Below are 19,932 nucleotides of genomic sequence, written 5' to 3'. Positions count from 1 at the left end.
AATACCCCGTGCCGTCCGTGTCCTTTCTGCCCCTTTCGGCACCTGCTTGCCGAAAATAGGCAATGCCCCCGCCGCCTTCAAGGTCGAACCATCGCCCCGGCCGCCGCCCGGCGAGGGGCGCGGCGCCGTCAGCGTGCAGGGCTGGCCGGAACGACGCCTGATTCGCGCAGCGCCGCCGCGGCCCGCTGGACGACGACGGGGGTGATGACGAAGCGGCTCACCACCACTTCCGGCGCGGCCCCGGCGGGCTGCCGCGTATAATCGAGCAGTTGCTGCCATTGCGCCCGCGCTTCGGGCAACCGGCCGCGCCGGGCGAGCACGATCGACCGCACCATCATATATTGCGGCTCCATGTTGCTGGGCGACGGCATATCGTCGAGGATCGACTGCGCCTCCTCCTGCTCGCCGCGCTGCGAAAGGATGAACGCCAACGTCACCGCCGGAACCCCCGGATAGGAGGCGTCGAGCGCGAGCGACCGGCGGAGCAGCGCCTCGCCCTCGGGCATCAATCCGCACGTCACCTTGAACAGGCCCAGGAAGCCCGACATGTCGGCGTCATAGGGGTTGAGCGCCAGCGCCGCGTCGCCCATCGCATTGCCCGCGGGGCAATTGCCGGCGTAGAAATGCGCGCGCGCCATCGCGAACATGCCGGCCGCCGAATTGGGGCTGCTCTCATAGGCTTGCTCCGCCAGCGCGCGCGCTTCGGTCAGCGCCTCGTGGCCTGCCGCGGTCCGTCGCAGCGGCTGCCAGTCGCCGTAACGGAGCAGCGACAGCGCCGCGAGCGAGGCCGAATCGCGAGGGTTGCCCCGCAATGTCGCGCGCAGGCAGGAATCGACCTGCTTGACCGATGCTGTGTTGCGCAGCTGGCGCACCTTGTTGAACTGGGCGAGGCAGGGATAACCGGCCGAAAAATTATCGGGCTGGCGTTCGACCTGGTCGCGCACGATCACGCCATAGTCGCCCGCGATCTGCGCGATCGCGGGCTCCAGCCCGACATATTCGGGCGTATCCTCGTCGCCCACGCGCAAGAGCTGCGACCAGATGGTGCGCTGATCCGCCACGCGGTTGAGTACCAGCGTGATGTCGGAGCTTCCGTCGATCCGGCGCACCAGCGACGTATCGAGCCGATAGTCACCCGTCCGCGGGGTCGCAGCGCCCGGCGCCTTCGCACTCAGCAGGTCGACCAGCGCGAACCGCCGCAGGCCGTCGCGCAGCTTTCCGTCGAGCGCCCGCGCCAACGCGCGCGATTCGGGCGAATTGCCCGCCGCCGGGGCGCTGACCTCGATCAGCGGCAGGGGCACCGGCTCGCCCGCGAACAGGCGGCCCGGCCCGCCGCGTAGCGTCCAGAGCGCCGACAGCGCGACGATCAGCAGGGCAAGGACGACCAGCCAGCGACCCAAGGCGGGCCCGCTGGCCGAAGGACGCGATGCCCCGGCGGGCCGCCCGGAATTGCCCGCCGCGGCCGCTGCCTTGACGTCATCGCCGCCGACCGCGTCATCGGACGACCGCGTCGGCGGCGCCGACCGATGCTGGACGACGACCTCGTAACTGCCTTGCGGCACGCGCAGCCGGTGAATCCATGGCGTATCGGCATAATAACGGTCGAGCAGCGTGCGCAGCCGGCCGACCATGACGCGCGGATAGCTGTCGACGGCGGGGTCGAAATCCTCGCTCCGGCCCAGCGCCTCGGTCGCGATGGCATAGGCTTTCGGCGCGCTGCGCCCGCCGCGCAGGCGATGCTCGACAAGGAATTGCAGCAGGCGCGACAGCACGGGTGAACGGACGAACATCGGGGACTCGAGCAGTCGCTCTAGCTCCTCCGCGATGATCCGGTCGGTCTCGGCCGAACTCTGTGCTTCATTCGCTTTCGCGTGGTCCATGCTACCCTCAAATGCCCCCGACGGGCGGGCCGGTAGATACGCCAATCATCGAGTGCGACCAGCCATTGTTACTTCCACGTAACGGTAACAGGCGGGCCGCACGGCATATCAGAAGAAAACCCGCTCGCCAATCCGCCCGGAAAAAGGGGAAATCGGGTTAAGAATTGGTTATCAAACGGCAACATTTCGGCATGTGACCCCTTGTAACTGCCACGCGTGTCAAATTGTGTCATCTTTTCGGGCGTCGCGACATTCCTACGATGGCGCGGCGTTGAGGCCGAAAGGCGAAAGGTGCGAGCTGGTCCCTGGCACTTTTCAACCCCCCTCCGGCTTCATTCCAAGACTTCGCCGGGCGGCGCGACAGCCCCACCTGTCCGTCCGCCCGGCAAGTCGATCCCTTCCTCATCCCTTCGGTCCAGCAAGGGCGCTACCTCGGCGCGGCCACAGACGCAGCGCCAGCGCGGCGATCATGATGCCGGTAAAGACCAGCCCGACGACGCACTTGTCCGGATCGTCGCCCAGCGCGCGACCAGCGTAGCTCGCGGTGAAAATGAACCACAGATAATAATGCCGACGGTGTGGAGCCGCCCCACCAGCGGCCGAGCCGCCGCTGCCACCCGTCGGTCGAGGTTCGCGCCATCAGATAGAGCAGGACATAGGCCAGCCCGCCGCCGATCAGCGACTGCCACGTCCGCCCCGGCGCATAGACGATCACATTGCTGCCCAGCGCGACGAGGTGGATCGTGTGCGCAAGCACAAAGCCCAGCCCCCATTGGCGGCGGCGGCGAAGCAGCGCGCGCGTCGCCTTCCCCGGCCAGCGCCGCACGAGCGCGGAGGCGAGGAACGCGACGAGGAAAAGCGGCAGTCCGGCCCGCGCGGTCCAGCGCGGGGCCCGCGCGGCGCGTTCGGCGGCTTCGTTTCTCGCCAGCAGACCCGCCGCGACCGCGGCCAGCCCGGCAGCGAGGCCCAGCAGCAGTGGGGTGGCGCGGTGACCCGGCCAGCCGCCCAAATTCAGGCCGCGCCGATGCGGAATGCGCAGAGCTTGTTGCCGTCGAGGTCGCGGAAATAGGCAGCATAGAAGGCCTGCTCACCCTCGTCGCCGCGCACCCCCGGCGCGCCTTCGCACGTCCCGCCGAGTTCGAGCGCCTTGGCGTGCAGCGCATCGACCTTGGCCCGTTCGTCGACGACGATCGCCGCCATATGGCCGTTGCCGCGATCCATCGGCTTGCCGTCATAGGGCCGTGTCACCGCGATGCCCGGTTGGCCCCAGCCGGTGGCATAGAGAGTAAAGCCGTTCGCTTCGCTGTCCGACATGCGCATCAATTCGCTCGCACCGATCGTGCCGAGCAACGCCGCGTAAAATTCCCGCGCCCGATCGAGGTCGTCGGTTCCCATCGTGACATAGCCAAGCATCGCCATCCCCTTCCGCCTATGGCCTATAACAAAGGGGCGCCGATTGCCATCGACGCCCCCCGAATATTTTGCGCTGGAGCGCGGCGGCTCAGGTCGTCGCCGCCTTGCACGGGCCGGTGTGCGTGCTGTTCGTCTGGATGACCATTTCCATCGGCTCGCCCGTCGGGGTCTTGCCGTTGATGGTCACCGCAATGTCCGACTTTTTGGCGGTCACGTTGCCGGCCATCGTCATGTTGACCGTCTGGCCGTTGGCGGTGCAGGTGCCCGCGATGTCGACCTTGCCGCCGGCGATATCGTTCTTCGACCATTTGCAGTCGCCGCCGCCGGCCTGCGCTTTCGAGATTTCGGAGGCGATATCTTCCTTGTCGGCCTGTTCCTGGGTCAGGCACTGGTCGATGCTGCCGGCGCTTTCCATCATCTTGGCCATGCCGTCCTTCATCTCGGCGGGCATGCCGGGAACCTCGAATTTCACCAGCTTGACTTCATTTTTCCAGTTGCCGGCTTCGCGCTTCACCGGGCCGTCGGTATTTTCGCTCTTGCCGCAACCCGAGACGGCGACGAGCACGCCGATCGCGGCGACCGTCAGAAATTTCTTCATCATTCATCCTCCTGTTGAGCAAATGGGAGGACCCAGATGCTGCGACTTGGTTGCAACCGCCATTATTGTCGTTGGCCGCAATCGATACCATATTGGCGGCAATGGCAATCCAGATTCGCACCTCGCTCGACGAAATCGACACCGCCGAAGGCTATGTCCCCCATCGCCCCGCCCGGCCCGACAAGGTCGAAGGCGGCAAGCGATTTGAACTGGTTAGCGATTATGAGCCCGCGGGCGACCAGCCGACCGCGATCCGCGAACTGGTCGATACCGCACTCGCCGGCGAGCGCGACCAGGTGCTGCTCGGCGTCACCGGGTCGGGCAAGACCTTCACCATGGCGAAGGTCATCGACGAGCTCCAACGCCCCGCGCTGATCCTCGCCCCCAACAAAATCCTCGCGGCGCAGCTCTATGGCGAATTCAAGAGCTTCTTCCCGAACAATGCGGTCGAATATTTCGTCAGCTATTACGACTATTATCAGCCCGAGGCCTATGTACCGCGGTCGGACACCTACATCGAGAAGGAAAGCTCGGTAAACGAGGCGATCGACCGCATGCGCCACTCGGCGACACGCGCGCTGCTCGAACGCGACGATGTGATTATCGTCGCGTCGGTGTCGTGCCTCTACGGCATCGGATCGGTCGAGACTTACTCCGCGATGATCTTCGACCTGAAAAAAGGCCAGGTCGCCGACAGCCGCGAAATCATCCGCAAGCTCGTCGCGCTCCAGTACAAGCGCAACGACCAGGCGTTCGCGCGCGGCAATTTCCGCGTGCGTGGCGACAGTCTCGAAATCTTCCCGTCGCACTATGAGGATATGGCGTGGCGCGTCAGCTTCTTCGGCGACGAGATCGAGGAGATCACCGAATTCGATCCGCTGACCGGCAAGAAAATCGCGAGCCTCAATTACGTCCGCGTCTTTGCGAACAGCCACTATGTCACCCCCGGCCCGACGCTGAAACAGGCGAGCGAGGCGATCCGCCACGAACTCGCCGAGCGGCTGAAGGAACTCGAGGCCGAAGGCCGCTTGCTCGAGGCGCAGCGGCTCGAACAGCGCACCAATTTCGATCTCGAAATGATCGCCGCGACCGGCAGCTGCGCGGGCATCGAAAATTACAGCCGCTTCCTCACCGGCCGCCTCCCCGGCGAACCGCCGCCGACGCTGTTCGAATATCTCCCCGACAACGCCCTGCTCTTCGTCGACGAAAGCCACCAGACGATCCCGCAGATCGGCGCGATGTCGAAGGGTGACCATCGCCGCAAGATCACGCTCGCCGAATATGGCTTTCGCCTACCGTCGTGCATCGACAACCGGCCCTTGCGCTTCGCCGAATGGGACATGATGCGCCCGCAGACGGTGAGCGTCTCGGCAACCCCCGGCACGTGGGAAATGGACCGCACGCAGGGCGTCTTTGCCGAACAGGTGATCCGCCCCACCGGCCTCATCGACCCGCCGGTCGAGATCAAGCCGGTCGAGGAACAGGTCGACGACCTGATCGCCGAGGCGAAAAAGACCGCGGCGGCGGGATACCGCACGCTGGTGACGACGCTGACCAAGCGCATGGCGGAGGATCTGACCGAGTTCCTCCACGAAGCGGGGCTGAAGGTCCGCTACATGCACTCGGACGTCGAGACGCTGGAGCGCATCGAGATCATCCGCGACCTTCGGCTCGGCGTGTTCGACGTGCTGGTCGGCATCAACCTGCTGCGCGAAGGGCTCGACATCCCCGAATGCGGGCTGGTCGCAATCCTCGATGCCGACAAGGAAGGCTTCCTGCGTAGCGAAACCAGCCTCGTTCAGACGATCGGCCGCGCCGCGCGCAACGTCGACGGCCGCGTCATCCTCTACGCCGACCGCATCACCGGCAGCATGGAGCGCGCGATGCGCGAAACCGACCGCCGCCGCGAAAAACAGCAGGCCTATAACGCCGAGCACGGCATCACCCCGACGACGATCAAGCGCAACATCGGCGACATCATCGCGCATGTCGCATCGAAGGACGGCGTCGTCATCGACATTGGCGACGACAAGCCGCAGCACATGGTCGGCCACAACCTCCGCGCCTATATCCAGGAACTCGAAAAGAAGATGCGCGATGCCGCGGCAGACCTGGAATTCGAGGAAGCTGGCCGCCTCCGCGACGAAATCCGCAAGCTGGAGGCCGACGAGCTGGGCTTGCCACCGGACCAACAGGTCGCACCGCGCGTGGGGCGCAGCAACGAGGGCAAACCGGGGACGCGCAAGGGGCGTTTCGGGAAGCAGAGCAAGACGAAGTGGGGGCGGTAGCCACCCCTTCGACCAAAACCCCACTGCAACCGACCAGCACCCTTGCCCCCTCCCCGCGCGCTGCCTAGGGTCCGCCCCGCAACGGGGAGAAGTATCAATGAAAACAGGTCTGTCGCTTATCGCCCTGGCGCTTGCCGCCGCCGCGCCCGCCGCCGTCCACGCGCAGGACAAGCCTGCCGACGAGAAGGCGAAGGCCGAAAAGCCCGCCGATTATGAGCCGCAGGTTCGCACGACCAAGCTGTCGGGCACTTTCGGCGGCCAGCGGATCAACTATGCCGCGACGATCGGCGAGACGATCATCAAGAACAAGGATGGCGTGCCCGAAGTTGCGGTCGTCACCACATCCTATGTCAAGGAACCGCGCGATCCCAATCGCCCCGTGACCTTCCTGTTCAACGGCGGTCCCGGTTCGGGCACCGTCTGGCTGATGATGGGGGCATTCGGGCCGAAGCGCGTCGCGATCCCCGGCACCGGCGTCGACGACGGCGCCCCGCCCTATCCCATCGTCGACAATCCCGACGCGCTGCTCGACGTCACCGATGTCGTGTTCATCGACCCGCCGGGCACCGGCTTTTCGCACCTGATCGGCAAGGCCGACCCCGAGGATTATTACGGCGTCACCCAGGACGCCAAGCTCGTCGCAGAAGTGATCCGCCGCTGGCTGGGTGACAATGGCCGCTGGAACAGCCCCAAATATCTGGGCGGCGAAAGCTATGGCACGACGCGCTCGGCCGCGGTCGCCAACCAGCTGATGAACGAGACCTATAATGACGTCGCGCTGAACGGCATCATCCTGATATCGACCGTGCTCGATTTCGCGGCGGGCGCCGACACGCCGGGCAACGAGCTGTCGCCGATCACCAACCTGCCCTCGATGGCCGCGACCGCGCTCTATCATGGCAAGGCAACCGCGCCGTCGGTCGAAGCCTTTGTCGAGGAAGCGCGGCAATGGGCGATCGGCCCCTATGCCAGCGCGCTGCTCAAGGGCCAGAAATTGCAGGGCGAGGAGCGCGCCGCGATCCGCCGCGAGCTGTCGCGCTTCACCGGCCTCAGCGAAACTTTCCTCGAAAATGCCGACCTGCGCGTCACGCCCGGCCGATTCTACAAGGAATTGCTGCGCGACCGCGGGCTCACCGTCGGCCGCCTCGACAGCCGCTACACCGGCAAGGATTATGACAGCGCGGGCGAAACTCCCGACAATGATCCGAGCTTCTATGGCATCGATGCGAGCTACACCGCCGCGATCAACAGTTGGAGCCGCGACGGACTGGGGTTCAAGACCGACCGTGAATATCAGTCGATCGGCCGGATCGGCGGCCAGTGGGACTGGCGTGTCGGCGGCCGCGACACCAACGCCTATCTCAATGTCGCGCCCTATATCGGGCAGGCGCTCCGCGAAAATTCGGGGCTGCGGGTGCTCGTCGCACAGGGCTATTATGATTTCGCCACGCCATTTTTCGCCGCCGAATATGCGCTGTCGCGCACCGGCATCCCGCAGGACCGCATCCAATACACATATTATGGCGCGGGCCACATGATGTATATCCGCGACGAAGACCGGCATAAATTGTCGGAAGATGTGCGCGCCTTCATTCGCGCGCGGTAGGGACGGCGGCGAGGGCCGATCGCTGCCGCCGTGCGGCGTGCCGATCCCAAAATAAGAGGGGCGGCCCTTTCAGGTGCCGCCCCAGTTAGTGGATCCGTCGGGGAGAGGGAGAGAGACGGTCCGGAGATTGATGTCAGTGTGTCTTGGCGCCGCGAATTAACGCGAGGCCATCTGGCTGTCGGTTTCGACTTCGGCGACGCCGGCGATCTTGAGCGCGGCGCGGAACTGCTTGGCGGCGGCGCGTTCGTTGCCCGCTTCGCACAGCTTCTTGCCGGTCGAAACAAAGCGCTTCGCGCTCGACTGCTTGCTGCCTTCGGCGCCGTTCGCGGCGACATGTGCCTGTTCGGCAAGGCCGGCGCAGCGATAGTCGCCGCCCGACTGGGCATAAGCGGGGGTGGTCGATGCCATCAGGCCGGCAAAGGCGAGGCCCGAAGCGGCGACGATGGCAAAAGCGGTCGGAAAGCGGCGGAAAGCGGAGAGCTGATAGGACATGGGAGAGGTTTCCTTTCGTTTCGTTGTGCAACCTTTATAGGTGCGCTTGCGCACTTAGATAATCCTCTATAATCTGCAAGTGCCTTGAAGCAGGATTTAACAATCCCCCATGGGGCGCTCGACGGGATCGAAGCTTTCCTCCGCGTTGCGGAGCGGCGTAGCTTTTCTGCCGCCGCCGCCGATCTGGGCGTCTCGCCATCCGCCATCAGCCAGACCGTCAAGGCGCTCGAAGCACGGGTCGGCGCGCCGCTGTTCATGCGCACGACGCGCAGCGTCGGATTGACGCAGGCGGGCGAGATGTTCCTCGAACGCGCCGCGCCCGCCTATAGCGGCCTGACCGACGCCTATGAGGCGGCGCGCAACCTGGGCAACCGGCCGGCGGGGCGGCTGCGCATCAACCTGATGCGCGGCGCCGTCCAGCCGCTGTTCGAACCGATCATCGCGGGTTTTTGCGAAACCTATCCCGACATCGAGCTGGAGATTTACGCCGACGATGCGCTTTCCGACCTCAGCGCCGGCGGGTTCGACGCCGGGGTGCGGATGGGCGAATCGCTCGACGCCGACGTGATCGCCGTTCGCCTGACCGGGCCGTTCCGCTTCGTCGTCGCGGCGACGCCCGCCTATCTCGAAAAATATGGCCGCCCCGCGGCGCCCGAGGAATTGCGCGACCATCGCTGTATCCGCTTTCGGCTCGCAACCGGCGCCCTGATGCCGTGGACCTTCGAAAAGGGAAATCGCGAATATGACGTCGCCGTCACCGGGCCGGTGATCGTCAACGACTGGATCGCCGCGCTGGTCGCGATGCGCAGCGGCGTCGCGATGACGATGATGGCCGAACCGATGGCGAAGGCGATGGTCGAAACGGGCGAAGTCGAACTGGTGCTGACCGACTATGCGGCGACGACGTCGGGCCTCTTCCTCTATTATCCCGGACGCAAGCAGGTGATGCCCAAGCTGCGCGCCTTCATCGACTATGTGCGCGAATATCTGCCCGACGAGATCGCCAGCTAGGGTCTGCGGCCCCCGAAACCTGTCCCCTCGATATTCGACCGGGCGCAAAAACAAATCCCTTTGTCGCCAGCAGAAAATTTGGGCTGGCGCATTTCCCCAAATCTCGGCAGCAGGTTGTCAACTAAAAGAGTTGGGAAGAATCATGATCGATCTTGCGGCCATCGACTTCAGCGCGCTTTTGCCCTTCATCCTGATCGGTTTCGCCGCGCAGCTCGTCGACGGCGCGCTCGGCATGGCGTTTGGCGTGATTTGCAACACGCTGCTCGTCGCGGTGCTCGGCGTGCCCCCCGCGACCGCCTCGGCGCGCATCCACGTCGTCGAGATCTTCACCACCGGCGTGTCGGGGCTCAGCCATATGTTCCACCGCAACATCGACTGGGCGCTCTTCTTTCGCCTGCTCGTCCCCGGCGTGATCGGCGGCGTGATCGGCGCCTATGTGCTGTCGTCGCTGCACGCCGAGGTCGTGAAGCCCTTCGTGCTCGGTTATCTCGTGCTGATCGGCATCTGGCTGCTGATCCGCGGCGTGCTCTACCCGCCCAAATTTTCCAAACCCAGGGTGGTCGGCCCGCTCGCGGTCGTCGGCGGCTTTCTCGATGCCGCGGGCGGCGGCGGCTGGGGCCCGGTCGTGACCTCGAACCTGCTCGTCCAGGGCGGCGAACCGCGCAAGGTCGTCGGTACGGTCAACAGCGTCGAATTCTTTCTGGCCGTCGCGGTCTCGCTCGCCTTCATCTGGCACCTCGGCATCGACGATATCCTGGGACCGACGCTGGGGCTGATCATCGGCGGCGTCGTTGCGGCGCCGATCGGTGCGATGATGGCAAAGCGTTTCTCGCCCAAGGTGATGTTGATGCTGGTCGGCGTCGTACTGACCGCGACGAGCGCGTTCGGGCTGTACAAGGCGCTGGCCTGATAGCGGGATGATAGCAGGCTGCCGTCGGAAGTGGGCCTTAATCCTCCCTGTGGCGCAGCCATGGGGAGGTGGCAGCACGAAGCGCTGACGGAGGGGCTATGGCCGCGAGGTTGCGGCCCCTCCACCATCGCCTGCGCCGCCGCTTCCAAAGGCTGCGCCATAGGAAGGACATTAAAGACCGCTACCCACCCCGAACCGCCCTCACGCCCGCGGATGCGCGCTCCGGTAGATGTCGAGCAAATGCGCGGCATCGACCGCAGTATAGACCTGCGTCGACGCCAGGCTCGCATGACCGAGCAATTCCTGCAGGCTGCGCAGGTCGGCGCCGCCCGCGAGCAGGTGCGTCGCAAAGCTGTGCCGCAGCGCATGCGGCGTCGTCCGTTCGGGCAGGCCGAGCGCGCGCCGCGCCGATCGCACGCTCGCCCGAACCACGCCCGGCTGGAGCGGGCCGCCGCGCGCGCCGAGGAACAGCGGCGTGTCTTTCGCGATCGGGTAAGGACAGGTGTCGGCATAGCGCGACACCGCTTTCGCCACGGCAGGCAGGACCGGCACGATCCGCGTCTTGGCCCTTTTGCCGGTTACGCGCAGCGTATCGCCGAGCGGCAGCACCGCGCCGGTCAGCGCCAGCGCCTCGCCGATGCGAAGTCCGGCGCCATAGAGCAGCAGCAGCAATGCGAAATCGCGCGCGCCGACCCAGCCCTCGCGCGCATTGTCCTCGACATCCTGCGCCAATTGCAAGGCCTCGGCGGGCGCGACCGGCCGCGGCAGGCCCTTCTTCACCCGCGGCCCGCGCATCTGCGGCACGCTGGCGTTCGACCCGCCGGTGAAACGCAGGAAGCCGCGCAGCGCCGAAAGCTCGCGCGCCGCCGACGCATTGCCCAATCCCTCGGCGCGCCGCGCGGCCAGATAGGCGCGCAGGTCGTTCGGGGTCAGGCCGTTCATCATCCGCGCATCGACCGCGCCGCCGCGATGGCGCGACAGGAAGGCGCAAAACCGCTCTGCGGTCGCGATATAGGCGCGGCGCGTATGCTCCGACCGGCGCTTTTCATGCGCCAGATGGGCATCCCAGTTGCGGATCAAGTCTTGCGCCAAATCACGTCCCCATTCCCGTTCGCATCGAGCGAAGCCGAGATGCCCATAGGTGCCGCGCGAGGTCGAGGGGTGTGTCGACTTCGCTCGCCACGAACGGGGCGAGAGAGAGCCTAGCCGGTCCGCACCACCTCGGAAAGGATCGAGTCGAGCAGCAATATGCCGTCGTCGGTCACGGCAAGCCGGTCGCCGTCGTGCCGTATCAGCCCCTGTCCCGCCAGTCGCGCCACCGCATCGGCATCGACAAACGCCGCGCGCTCCAGCGCGCTCCGCGCCTCGATCCGCGCAAGGTCGACTCCCTCGGTCAGCCGCAGCCCCATCAGCAGCGCCTCGGTCGCGCGTTCGTGCGGCGGCAGGTCGGTCTCGACCTTCAGCCCATGGCCGTTGCGTGTCACAGCCGCGACGAAATTCTCGGGCTTCTTGTGTCGTTCGGTCGCCTGCGCGAGCCGCCGCCCATGCGCGCCGGGGCCGACACCCGCATAATCGGCATAGCGCCAATAGGCGAGATTGTGCCGGCTTTCCTGTCCGATGCGCGCATGGTTCGACACTTCGTAGCGCGGCAGGCCCGCGGCGTGCGTCATCGCCTGCGTCGCGTCGAACAGGTCGGCGGCCGCATCGCCATCGGGGATAACGAGATCGCCTTTGGCCGCCAGCGTCGCAAAACGCGTCCCGGGCTCGATGGTGAGTTGGTAGAGCGAGAGATGGTCGGTGCCGAACGCCAGCGCGCCCGAAAGTTCGGCTTCCCATACGGCGAGCGTCTGGCCGGGCCGCGCATAGATCAGGTCGAAGCTGACGCGTGCGAAATGCGCCTGCGCGGTCGATATCGCGCGGCGCGCCTCGTCCTCGCTGTGCGCACGTCCCAGAAATTCAAGCACTTGCGAATCGAAGCTCTGGACGCCGATTGAAACGCGATTGACCCCCGCGGCGGCAAGATCGGCGAAATTGGCAACTTCGACCGAGTTGGGGTTCGCTTCCAGCGTAATCTCGACATCGTCGGCGAGCCCCCACAATGCGTCGGCCTCGGCGATCACTGCCGCGACGGTTGCCGGCGGCATCAGGCTCGGCGTCCCGCCCCCGAAGAAGATCGAGCCCACCGCGCGCCCCGGCAGCAATGCGGCTTCATGCCGCAAATCCGCCAGCAACGCCGCGCGCCAGACCTCCTGATCGACGCTGTCACGTACATGGCTATTGAAGTCGCAATAGGGGCATTTGCTGACGCAAAAGGGCCAGTGGACATAGAGGGCGAGCGCTTCGGCCATGCGGGCGTTCGCTAGAAGGCTCCCGCCACCAGCTTGGCGAAAGCATCTGCGCGGTGGCTGATCGCATGCTTTTCCGCGGGGTCGATTTCCGCGAAGGTCAATGATTTACCAGAGGGAATGAAGACGGGATCGTAACCGAATCCCAGCTTGCCGCGCGGCGGCCAAGTCAGGCTGCCCTCCGCGGCCCCTTCGTAAACATCGGCATGGCCGTCGGGCCATGCGAGTGCCAGCGTACACACGAAGCGTGCGCTGCGGTCGACATCCGGGCCCTGTTCGGCAAGCAGCCCTTCGACCTTGCCCATCGCCATATACCAGTCGCGGCCCGGATTGCCTTCGAACCACTGCCGCTCGGCCCAGTCGGCGGTGTAGACCCCCGGCCGGCCACCGAGCGCCGCAACCTCCAGCCCGCTGTCATCGGCGAGCGCGGGGAGCCCCGCCGCCGACGCGCTCGCATGCGCCTTCAAGAGCGCATTCTCGCGAAATGTCTTGCCCGTCTCCTCGGGCTCGGCGAGCCCGAGGTCGCCCGCCGACACCGGCTCGATCCCATAGGGTTCGATCAGCGCGCGAATCTCGCGCACCTTGCCCGCATTGTGGCTGGCGATGACGAGCTTGCCGGGGGCGAGCCTGCGCGTCATCAGCGTCCGGTGGCCTTGTCCTGCGCCGCGAAAATCTCGCCGCAGCCAATGCGCGCGAGGCGGAGCAGACGAAGCAGGCCCTCCTCGTCATAGGTCGCGCCCTCGGCACTTGCCTGCACTTCGACGATCTGGCCCTTGCCGGTCAGCACGAAATTGCCGTCGGCCTCGGCGGTTGAATCCTCGTCGTAATCGAGGTCGAGCACCGGCGTGCCCCGATAGATGCCGCACGAGATCGCTCCAACCTTGTCCTCGATCGGGTCCTCGGCCAGCGTCTTCGCCGCGAGCAGCTTGTCGACCGCGAGCCGCATCGCGACCCACGCGCCCGAAATCGACGCAGTGCGCGTGCCGCCGTCGGCTTGGATCACGTCGCAGTCGATGATGATCTGGCGCTCGCCGAGCTTCTTCATATCGACGACGGCGCGCAAGGAGCGGCCGATAAGTCGCTGGATTTCCTGCGTACGGCCCGACTGCTTGCCTTTCGCTGCCTCGCGGCTGCCACGCGTATGCGTCGCGCGGGGCAGCATGCCATATTCGGCCGTCACCCAGCCCGCGCCCTTGCCGCGCATCCACGACGGCACCTTCTCGTCGACGCTCGCGGTCACCAGCACCTTCGTATTGCCAAAGCTGACGAGCACGCTGCCTTCGGCGTGGATGGTGAATTCGGTTTCGATGGCGATGGGACGCATCTGGTCGGGCGCGCGGCCGGAAGGGCGCATATCGGGATTCTCCTGTAATGTGTGCGGCGCGCTTAGCCGCGCGGACCCGGCTTGGCCAGAGCATAGCTTGCCCCCGCCGCTTGCCATCCCTAAATCCCTCGCATGACCACGCCGCCGATCACCGAACTCACCACGCGCGCGCGCGATGTGTTCCGGCTGGTCGTCGATGCCTATCTGGAGACCGGACAGCCGGTCGGGTCGCGCACCTTGTCAAAGCTCGCGACGCTCAACCTCTCGCCCGCGTCGATCCGCAATGTGATGCAGGACCTTGAGGAATATGGCCTGCTCGCCAGCCCGCACACCAGCGCCGGACGCCTCCCGACCGAACAGGGGTTGCGCCTCTTCGTTGACGGGATGATGCAAGTTGCCGAGCCAAGCGCCGAGGACCGCGCGCAGATCGAGGCGAGCCTGTCCGAAGGCGGCCCGATCGAAAGCGCGCTCGCGCAGGCGACCTCGGCGCTGTCGGGCCTGTCGGCATGCGCCGGCCTTGTCCTCGTCCCCAAGCATGAGCGGGTATTGAAGCAACTCGCCTTCGTGCCTCTGTCGGCGAACCAGTCGCTCGTCGTACTTGTCGCCGGCGACGGAACAGTTGAGAATCGCGTGATCGAGATTCCCGCCGGACTCAATCCCTCGGCGCTCGTCGAGGCGGGCAATTATATCTCCTCGATGCTGTCGGGCTTGACGCTCACCGAAGCGATGGCGCGAGTGCGACGCGAGATCGAGGACGAGCGGATCGCGATCGACCGCGCCGCGCAGGACCTCGTCAGCCGCGGCCTCGCCATCTGGTCGTCGGACGGCGCCGACCGCCCCGTGCTGATCGTGCGCGGACAGGCGAATTTGCTAGACGACAGCGCGGTCGGCGACCTCGACCGCGTGCGGCAACTGCTCGACGAACTCGAGACGAAACAGGATATCGCGCAATTGCTCGACAGCGCGCGCGAAGGCAGCGCAACCCGGATTTTCATCGGGTCAGAGAATAAATTATTCTCGCTTTCGGGCTCGTCCGTGATAGCGGCGCCCTATCGCGGCGCGGACGGGCGCGTGGTCGGTGTCGTGGGGGTAATCGGCCCGACGCGCTTGAACTATGCCCGGATCGTTCCCATGGTGGATTTCACCGCACAATCGCTCTCAAGACTGATACGATAGGTTTATGACGAATATCGAAAATGATACGCCCGTCGAGGACGGCGCGACCGAAGACACCGCCGCCGAAACCCCGGCGACCGAGACACAGGACGAAACGGCGAAGCTTGCCGAACAGCTGGCCGCCTTGCAGCAGGACCTGCTCTATGCGCGCGCCGAGACGCAGAATGTCACGCGACGCAAGGACAAGGAAATTGCCGACGCGCACACCTATGCCGCGACGAAATTCGCGCGCGACATATTGTCAGTCGCCGACAATCTCGGCCGCGCGCTCGCCGCACTCAGCGACGAACAGCGCGCCGACGAGGGGATCAAGCCGCTGATCACCGGACTCGAGGCGACCGAACGCGAGCTGCTGAGCGTCTTCGAACGCAACGGCATCACGCGCATCGCCGCGATCGGCCTGCCGCTCGACCCGAACCAACATCAGGCGATGCTCGAAATCCCAAGCGACAAGGAACCCGGCACGATCGTGCAGGAGATGCAGGCGGGCTATATGATGAAGGATCGCCTGCTGCGCCCCGCGATGGTGGGGGTTGCGAAGAAGGCCGAATAATCGATTAGCGCTCCCCGGCGAAAGCCGGGGCCCATGGGACTAATCGAACATAGGTTGAGACATTATGGGCCCCGGCCTTCGCCGGGGTTCACATTTTGGCGAGCCCTCAAGCCGCTTTCCGTAGCTTGGCCAATTTCTTCAGCACCATCTCGCGCTTCAGCCGCGACAGATGATCGATGAAGAGAATGCCTTCCAGATGGTCGTGCTCGTGCTGGATGCACGTCGCCATCAGGCCCGTCATGCGTTCCCGATGCGGTTTGCCGTCCTCGTCCTGCCAGTCGACGGTGACTTCGGCGGGACGCGTCACATCGGCATATTGCTCGGGGACCGACAGGCAGCCCTCCTGATAGACGCTATGCTCCTCGCTCTCGTCGGAGAAGACGGGGTTGATGAAGACGCGCGGGGTGCGGATCACCTTCTTGCCCTCTTCGTCGTCGGGATCGGGTTCCTGCAGGTCGATGACAAGAATGCGTTTCGGCACCCCGACCTGGATCGCGGCGAGCCCGATGCCGGGCGCGTCGTACATCGTCTCGAACATGTCGGCGACCAGCGTCTTGAGCTCTGCGTCGAACGTCTCGACGGGCTTGGAAATGACGCGCAGCCGGGGATCGGGGGTCTCAATGATGGGTAAGATGGCCATGGGGTGCAGGTATGGTCGCGGGGGGCCGGGGTCAAGGGGGCCCGATATTGCCGCCACAGTGATAGAGATTCAGCTTTCTCGTTTTCAGATCGTAAGTTCCGAACACCATGCGGTATTTCCGATCATCATTGTCGGCCGATCCGGGCGGATAATCTGAATAGCTTCTCCGTCCGCTGCGGAACTCTCCGAAATTCGCTTCACGTAGATCAACTTCGATGAGCGAACGATCATAACCGGTCGGCCTAGACATCCTATCTTCTTTGAGGGCACGAGCGTTTTCTTCGTCCGAGAATTCGGGATGATAGAAGTAGCGTCGTTCCCACCCGTCCAGATCACCGACGCATGGTACTTGTTGAAGAACCGTCTCGACACGATCCATCTCATCGCTAGTAGGTTTGATTTCTGCCGATGCGCAGCCCGTTAGGCACAGGAAAGTGATGAGCCAAAGGCGGATCACCCCACCGGCCGCCGCGCCCTGAGTGCCTGTGCCAGCGTCCCCTCGTCGAGATAATCGAGCTCTCCGCCCACCGGCAGGCCATGCGCCAGTTGGGTCAGCCGCACCGGATAGCCCTCAAGCCGCTCGGCGAGATAGTGCGCCGTCGTCTGGCCCTCCAGCGTCGCATTCATCGCGAGCACGACCTCGTCGATCCCGCCCGCGGCGACACGCGCGACGAGCGCGTCGATGGTGAGATCCTGCGGGCGCACGCCCTCGAGCGCCGACAGCCGCCCGCCGAGCACATGATATTTGCCGGGAAAGAGCCGCGACTTGTCGAGCGCCCAGAGATCCGACACCTCCTCGACGACGCACAGGCTGCGCGCATCGCGGCGCGGGTCGGCGCAGATCGCGCACGGGTCCTGCGTGTCGACATTGCCGCAGATGGTGCAGGTGACGAGCCGTTCGGACACCGTCTGGAGCGCTGCGAGCAGCGGCGCGAACGCGCTCTCGCGCTTCTTCATCAGATGCAGCACCGCGCGCCGCGCGGAACGCGGACCGAGCCCCGGCAGGCGGGCGAGTTGCTGGACGAGCGCTTCAATCTCTTGCGATGCCATGACGGATGGTCTTAAGCGGCGCACGAGAAATGACAATGCGCATCGCCTTCATGGGAACGCCGCCCTTTGCGGTGCCGACGCTCGCCGCGCTCCACGCGGCGGGGCACGACATCGTGGCCGTCTATAGCCAGCCCCCCCGCCCCGCGCAGCGCGGCAAGAAGTTGCAGAAAAGCCCGGTGCAGGTTTGGGCCGAGGAGCATGGCCTGCCCGTCCGCACGCCGCGCAGCCTGAAAAGCGAGGAAGCGCAGGCGGAATTTGCTGCGCTCGATCTCGATGTCGCAGTCGTCGCCGCCTATGGGCTGATCCTGCCGCAGGCGGTGCTCGACGCTCCACGCGAGGGGTGCCTGAACGTCCATGGATCGATCCTGCCGCGCTGGCGCGGCGCAGCGCCGGTTCAGCGCGCGATCCTCGCGGGCGACGCCGAAACGGGCGTGACGATCATGCAGATGGATGCCGGGCTCGACACCGGTGCGATGCGGCTGGTCGAGAAGACGCCGGTCGCGCGCAAGAGTGCGGGCGCCTTGACGGACGAACTCGCCGAGATGGGCGCGCTGATGATGGTGAGGACGCTGAGCGAGCTCCACGCTTTCATCCCCGAAGCGCAGCCCGACGACGGCGTCACCTATGCCGCAAAGATCGACAAGAGCGAGGCGCGGCTCGATTTCCTGACCAGCGCGGTGCAGGTCGAACGGCAGGTACGCGCCTTCAATCCGGTCCCGGGAGCCTTTTTCGAACTCGACGGCGAGCGTTACAAGATCCTCGCCGCCGAGGTCGTGCATCCCGCCGACACCGTCGCCGGCGCCACGCCCGGGCTGACGCTCGACGACGCGCTCACCATCGCCTGCAACCCCGGCGCGATCCGCGCGACGCGCGTCCAGCGCGCCGGCAAGCCTGCGATGGACGCCGCCGAACTGCTGCGCGGCCGTGCGATCGCCAAAGGTACGCGCCTCGCCTGACTTCCGTTCGTGTCGAGCGAAGTCGAGACACGCGAAGGCGTGCATTGCCGATGGGCATCTCGACTTCGCTCGATGCGAACGGCTAAGGGGCGGCGATGACAAGATTTGCCCTCACCATCGAATATGACGGCCGCCCGTTCATGGGCTGGCAGCGGCAGGCGCACGGCCCGAGCGTCCAGCAGGCGATCGAGGAAGCGATCCACCGCTTTACCGCCGAGGAGGTGCAGGTGCTGAGCGCGGGCCGCACCGACGCCGGCGTCCATGCGATCGCGATGCGCGCGCATGTCGACATCGAAAAGCCGCTGACACCGTTCAAGCTCACCGAGGCACTAAACGCGCAGCTGCGCCCGGCGCCGGTCGCCATCATCGGGTGCGAGGTCGTTGCCGACGACTGGCACGCGCGCTTTGCCTGCACCGGGCGCAGTTACGAATATCGCATCGTCAACCGCCGCGCGCCGCTGACATGGGACAGGGGCCTGTCGTGGCAGGTTGCCAAGCCGCTCGACGTCGACGCGATGCACGCGGCAGCGCAGCAACTGATCGGCCTCCACGATTTCACCACCTTCCGCTCGGCGCATTGCCAGTCGCAAAGCCCGGTGAAGACGCTCGACAAGCTGATTATCAGCCGCCACGGCGAAGAGGTGATCGTCGAAGCCGCGGCGCGCAGCTTCCTGCATCATCAGGTGCGGTCGATGGTCGGTTGCCTCGTGCTCGTCGGTTACGGAAAATGGTCGGCGCGCGACTTGAAGGCGGCGCTCGACGCCGCCGACCGCAACGCCTTGGGGCTGAACGCGCCGCCCGACGGGCTCTATTTCGTGGGTGCAACCTATCCGTAGTATTCCCCACACTTCGTCACGCTGGACTTGATCCGGGGTCCACAATTTCAACGCCGTGATGGATGCCGGATCAAGTCCGGCATGACGAAAGAGAATTGGCGGACACCGAAGCGGCCCAAGAAAAAAGGGCGGCCCTTGCGGACCGCCCCTTTGTCTGTCGCTATGCGAAGCTTACACCTTTTCGGCGTAATAAAGCGGTGCATGCTCGTTGAGGATCTGGAGGATCTTCGCCTGCGCCGTCTTTTCGTCGCTTTCTTCCATCGCCGCGAGTTCGCGCGCGAGGCGGCTCGACGCCGCTTCGAAGATCTGGCGCTCCGAATAGCTCTGTTCGGGCTGATCGTCGGCGCGGAACAGGTCGCGGGTCACTTCGGCGATCGACACGAGGTCGCCCGAATTGATTTTCGCTTCATATTCCTGCGCGCGGCGCGACCACATGGTGCGCTTCACCTTCGGCTTGGTGGTCAGGACCTGCAGCGCTTCCTTCAGCGTCTTGTCCGACGACAGCTTGCGCATGCCCACGCCTTCGGCCTTGTTCGTCGGCACGCGAAGCGTCATCTTTTCCTTTTCGAAGCGCAGGACATAAAGTTCGAGCTGCATGCCGGCGATTTCCGACCGCTGCAGTTCAATGACGCGCCCCACGCCATGTTTGGGATAAACGACATAATCACCGACTTCGAACAAGAGCGTGTTCACGGACATGCAAATTCCTTTTCTTGTACCTTGACCCTAATCTGAAAGTGCGACAACACCACTGCATCCCGCCCTCCAAGGGGAGGTGGATTACCATTCGGTCGGCGCTAGCCAGTCAGAGTGACAAGGGATATGGCTCCATCGGAACGTCGAAAAGTGCCCCA

The 19,932-nt window shown here is 65.2% G+C and carries 21 protein-coding genes; 8 read left to right on the top strand and 13 right to left on the bottom strand.

What is annotated here, in order from left to right:
- Positions 1-128 precede the first annotated feature (128 nt).
- From ATE71_RS05690 to ATE71_RS05675, 4 genes are all read right to left on the bottom strand, one after another.
- The gene (locus ATE71_RS05690; protein ID WP_058802511.1) at positions 129-1,880 is read right to left on the bottom strand and encodes a tetratricopeptide repeat protein; all 1,752 of its coding nucleotides are present in this window, start codon (positions 1,878-1,880) and stop codon (positions 129-131) included.
- Between the two features lie 427 nt (positions 1,881-2,307).
- Positions 2,308-2,889, bottom strand: a complete 582-nt coding sequence (locus ATE71_RS05685) for a hypothetical protein (protein ID WP_058802510.1) — start codon at positions 2,887-2,889, stop codon at positions 2,308-2,310.
- A 2-nt stretch (positions 2,890-2,891) separates the two neighbouring features.
- A complete protein-coding gene (locus ATE71_RS05680) occupies positions 2,892-3,293 on the bottom strand; it encodes a VOC family protein (protein ID WP_058802556.1) in 402 nt (133 codons plus the stop codon).
- A gap of 88 nt (positions 3,294-3,381) precedes the next feature.
- The gene (locus ATE71_RS05675) at positions 3,382-3,894 is read right to left on the bottom strand and encodes a DUF3617 domain-containing protein (RefSeq protein WP_058802509.1); all 513 of its coding nucleotides are present in this window, start codon (positions 3,892-3,894) and stop codon (positions 3,382-3,384) included.
- Between the two features lie 98 nt (positions 3,895-3,992).
- On the opposite strand from ATE71_RS05675, the gene uvrB reads away from it, so the two are divergent.
- Positions 3,993-6,179: an excinuclease ABC subunit UvrB gene (gene uvrB, locus ATE71_RS05670; RefSeq protein ID WP_058802508.1), complete on the top strand. Its 2,187-nt coding sequence runs from the start codon at positions 3,993-3,995 to the stop codon at positions 6,177-6,179.
- Positions 6,180-6,276: 97 nt separating this feature from the next.
- Positions 6,277-7,785, top strand: coding sequence for a S10 family peptidase (locus ATE71_RS05665; protein ID WP_058802507.1), 1,509 nt, complete (start codon positions 6,277-6,279; stop codon positions 7,783-7,785).
- A 156-nt stretch (positions 7,786-7,941) separates the two neighbouring features.
- Here ATE71_RS05665 and ATE71_RS05660 read toward each other — a convergent pair whose 3' ends face one another.
- Positions 7,942-8,277, bottom strand: coding sequence for a hypothetical protein (locus ATE71_RS05660; protein WP_058802506.1), 336 nt, complete (start codon positions 8,275-8,277; stop codon positions 7,942-7,944).
- 84 nt (positions 8,278-8,361) lie between these two features.
- Here ATE71_RS05660 and ATE71_RS05655 point away from each other — a divergent pair, with 84 nt between their 5' ends.
- Both ATE71_RS05655 and ATE71_RS05650 read left to right on the top strand, forming a co-directional pair.
- Complete coding sequence (locus ATE71_RS05655; RefSeq protein WP_058802505.1) at positions 8,362-9,288, top strand: LysR family transcriptional regulator; 927 nt, start codon at positions 8,362-8,364, stop codon at positions 9,286-9,288.
- A gap of 142 nt (positions 9,289-9,430) precedes the next feature.
- The gene (locus ATE71_RS05650; protein ID WP_058802504.1) at positions 9,431-10,198 is read left to right on the top strand and encodes a sulfite exporter TauE/SafE family protein; all 768 of its coding nucleotides are present in this window, start codon (positions 9,431-9,433) and stop codon (positions 10,196-10,198) included.
- Between the two features lie 201 nt (positions 10,199-10,399).
- On the opposite strand, the gene ATE71_RS05645 is transcribed toward ATE71_RS05650, so the two are convergent.
- From ATE71_RS05645 to rph, 4 genes are all read right to left on the bottom strand, one after another.
- Complete coding sequence (locus ATE71_RS05645) at positions 10,400-11,290, bottom strand: tyrosine recombinase XerC (RefSeq protein ID WP_058802503.1); 891 nt, start codon at positions 11,288-11,290, stop codon at positions 10,400-10,402.
- A gap of 110 nt (positions 11,291-11,400) precedes the next feature.
- Entirely contained in the window at positions 11,401-12,546 is a 1,146-nt protein-coding gene (gene hemW, locus ATE71_RS05640) for a radical SAM family heme chaperone HemW (protein ID WP_058802502.1), read from the bottom strand.
- An 11-nt stretch (positions 12,547-12,557) separates the two neighbouring features.
- Positions 12,558-13,181 carry an RdgB/HAM1 family non-canonical purine NTP pyrophosphatase gene (gene rdgB, locus ATE71_RS05635; RefSeq protein ID WP_058802501.1) on the bottom strand — a complete coding sequence of 208 codons (624 nt, stop codon included), beginning with the start codon at positions 13,179-13,181 and terminating at the stop codon, positions 12,558-12,560.
- Entirely contained in the window at positions 13,181-13,897 is a 717-nt protein-coding gene (gene rph, locus ATE71_RS05630) for a ribonuclease PH (protein ID WP_058802500.1), read from the bottom strand. The genes rdgB and rph overlap by 1 nt, the downstream gene beginning before the upstream one ends.
- A 102-nt stretch (positions 13,898-13,999) precedes the next feature.
- On the opposite strand from rph, the gene hrcA reads away from it, so the two are divergent.
- Complete coding sequence (gene hrcA, locus ATE71_RS05625) at positions 14,000-15,043, top strand: heat-inducible transcriptional repressor HrcA (RefSeq protein WP_058802499.1); 1,044 nt, start codon at positions 14,000-14,002, stop codon at positions 15,041-15,043.
- 4 nt (positions 15,044-15,047) lie between these two features.
- Positions 15,048-15,596, top strand: coding sequence for a nucleotide exchange factor GrpE (grpE, locus tag ATE71_RS05620; protein ID WP_058802498.1), 549 nt, complete (start codon positions 15,048-15,050; stop codon positions 15,594-15,596).
- A gap of 106 nt (positions 15,597-15,702) precedes the next feature.
- Here grpE and def read toward each other — a convergent pair whose 3' ends face one another.
- Genes def through recR form a run of 3 tightly spaced genes read right to left on the bottom strand, consistent with a single transcriptional unit; the run spans position 15,703 to position 17,286 of the window.
- Positions 15,703-16,236: a peptide deformylase gene (gene def, locus ATE71_RS05615; protein ID WP_058802497.1), complete on the bottom strand. Its 534-nt coding sequence runs from the start codon at positions 16,234-16,236 to the stop codon at positions 15,703-15,705.
- A 31-nt stretch (positions 16,237-16,267) separates the two neighbouring features.
- Positions 16,268-16,693, bottom strand: a complete 426-nt coding sequence (locus tag ATE71_RS22025) for a hypothetical protein (RefSeq protein WP_152998655.1) — start codon at positions 16,691-16,693, stop codon at positions 16,268-16,270.
- Positions 16,690-17,286, bottom strand: a complete 597-nt coding sequence (recR, locus tag ATE71_RS05610) for a recombination mediator RecR (protein WP_058802496.1) — start codon at positions 17,284-17,286, stop codon at positions 16,690-16,692. The genes ATE71_RS22025 and recR overlap by 4 nt, the downstream gene beginning before the upstream one ends.
- 35 nt (positions 17,287-17,321) lie before the next feature.
- Between recR and fmt the strand changes: the two genes are divergently transcribed.
- Together fmt and truA are read left to right on the top strand one after the other, a co-directional pair.
- Positions 17,322-18,242 carry a methionyl-tRNA formyltransferase gene (gene fmt, locus ATE71_RS05605; RefSeq protein ID WP_058802495.1) on the top strand — a complete coding sequence of 307 codons (921 nt, stop codon included), beginning with the start codon at positions 17,322-17,324 and terminating at the stop codon, positions 18,240-18,242.
- Positions 18,243-18,337: 95 nt separating this feature from the next.
- Entirely contained in the window at positions 18,338-19,078 is a 741-nt protein-coding gene (gene truA, locus ATE71_RS05600) for a tRNA pseudouridine(38-40) synthase TruA (RefSeq protein ID WP_058802494.1), read from the top strand.
- A 171-nt stretch (positions 19,079-19,249) separates the two neighbouring features.
- On the opposite strand, the gene ATE71_RS05595 is transcribed toward truA, so the two are convergent.
- On the bottom strand, positions 19,250-19,777 hold the full coding sequence (locus tag ATE71_RS05595) for a CarD family transcriptional regulator (RefSeq protein ID WP_058802493.1): 528 nt from the start codon (positions 19,775-19,777) through the stop codon (positions 19,250-19,252).
- Positions 19,778-19,932: the final 155 nt, after the last annotated feature.

It is taken from the genome of Sphingopyxis sp. H115 (assembly GCF_001468465.1).
Taxonomy (GTDB): domain Bacteria; phylum Pseudomonadota; class Alphaproteobacteria; order Sphingomonadales; family Sphingomonadaceae; genus Sphingopyxis.
This window is presented reverse-complemented; position numbering and strand designations above follow the sequence as displayed.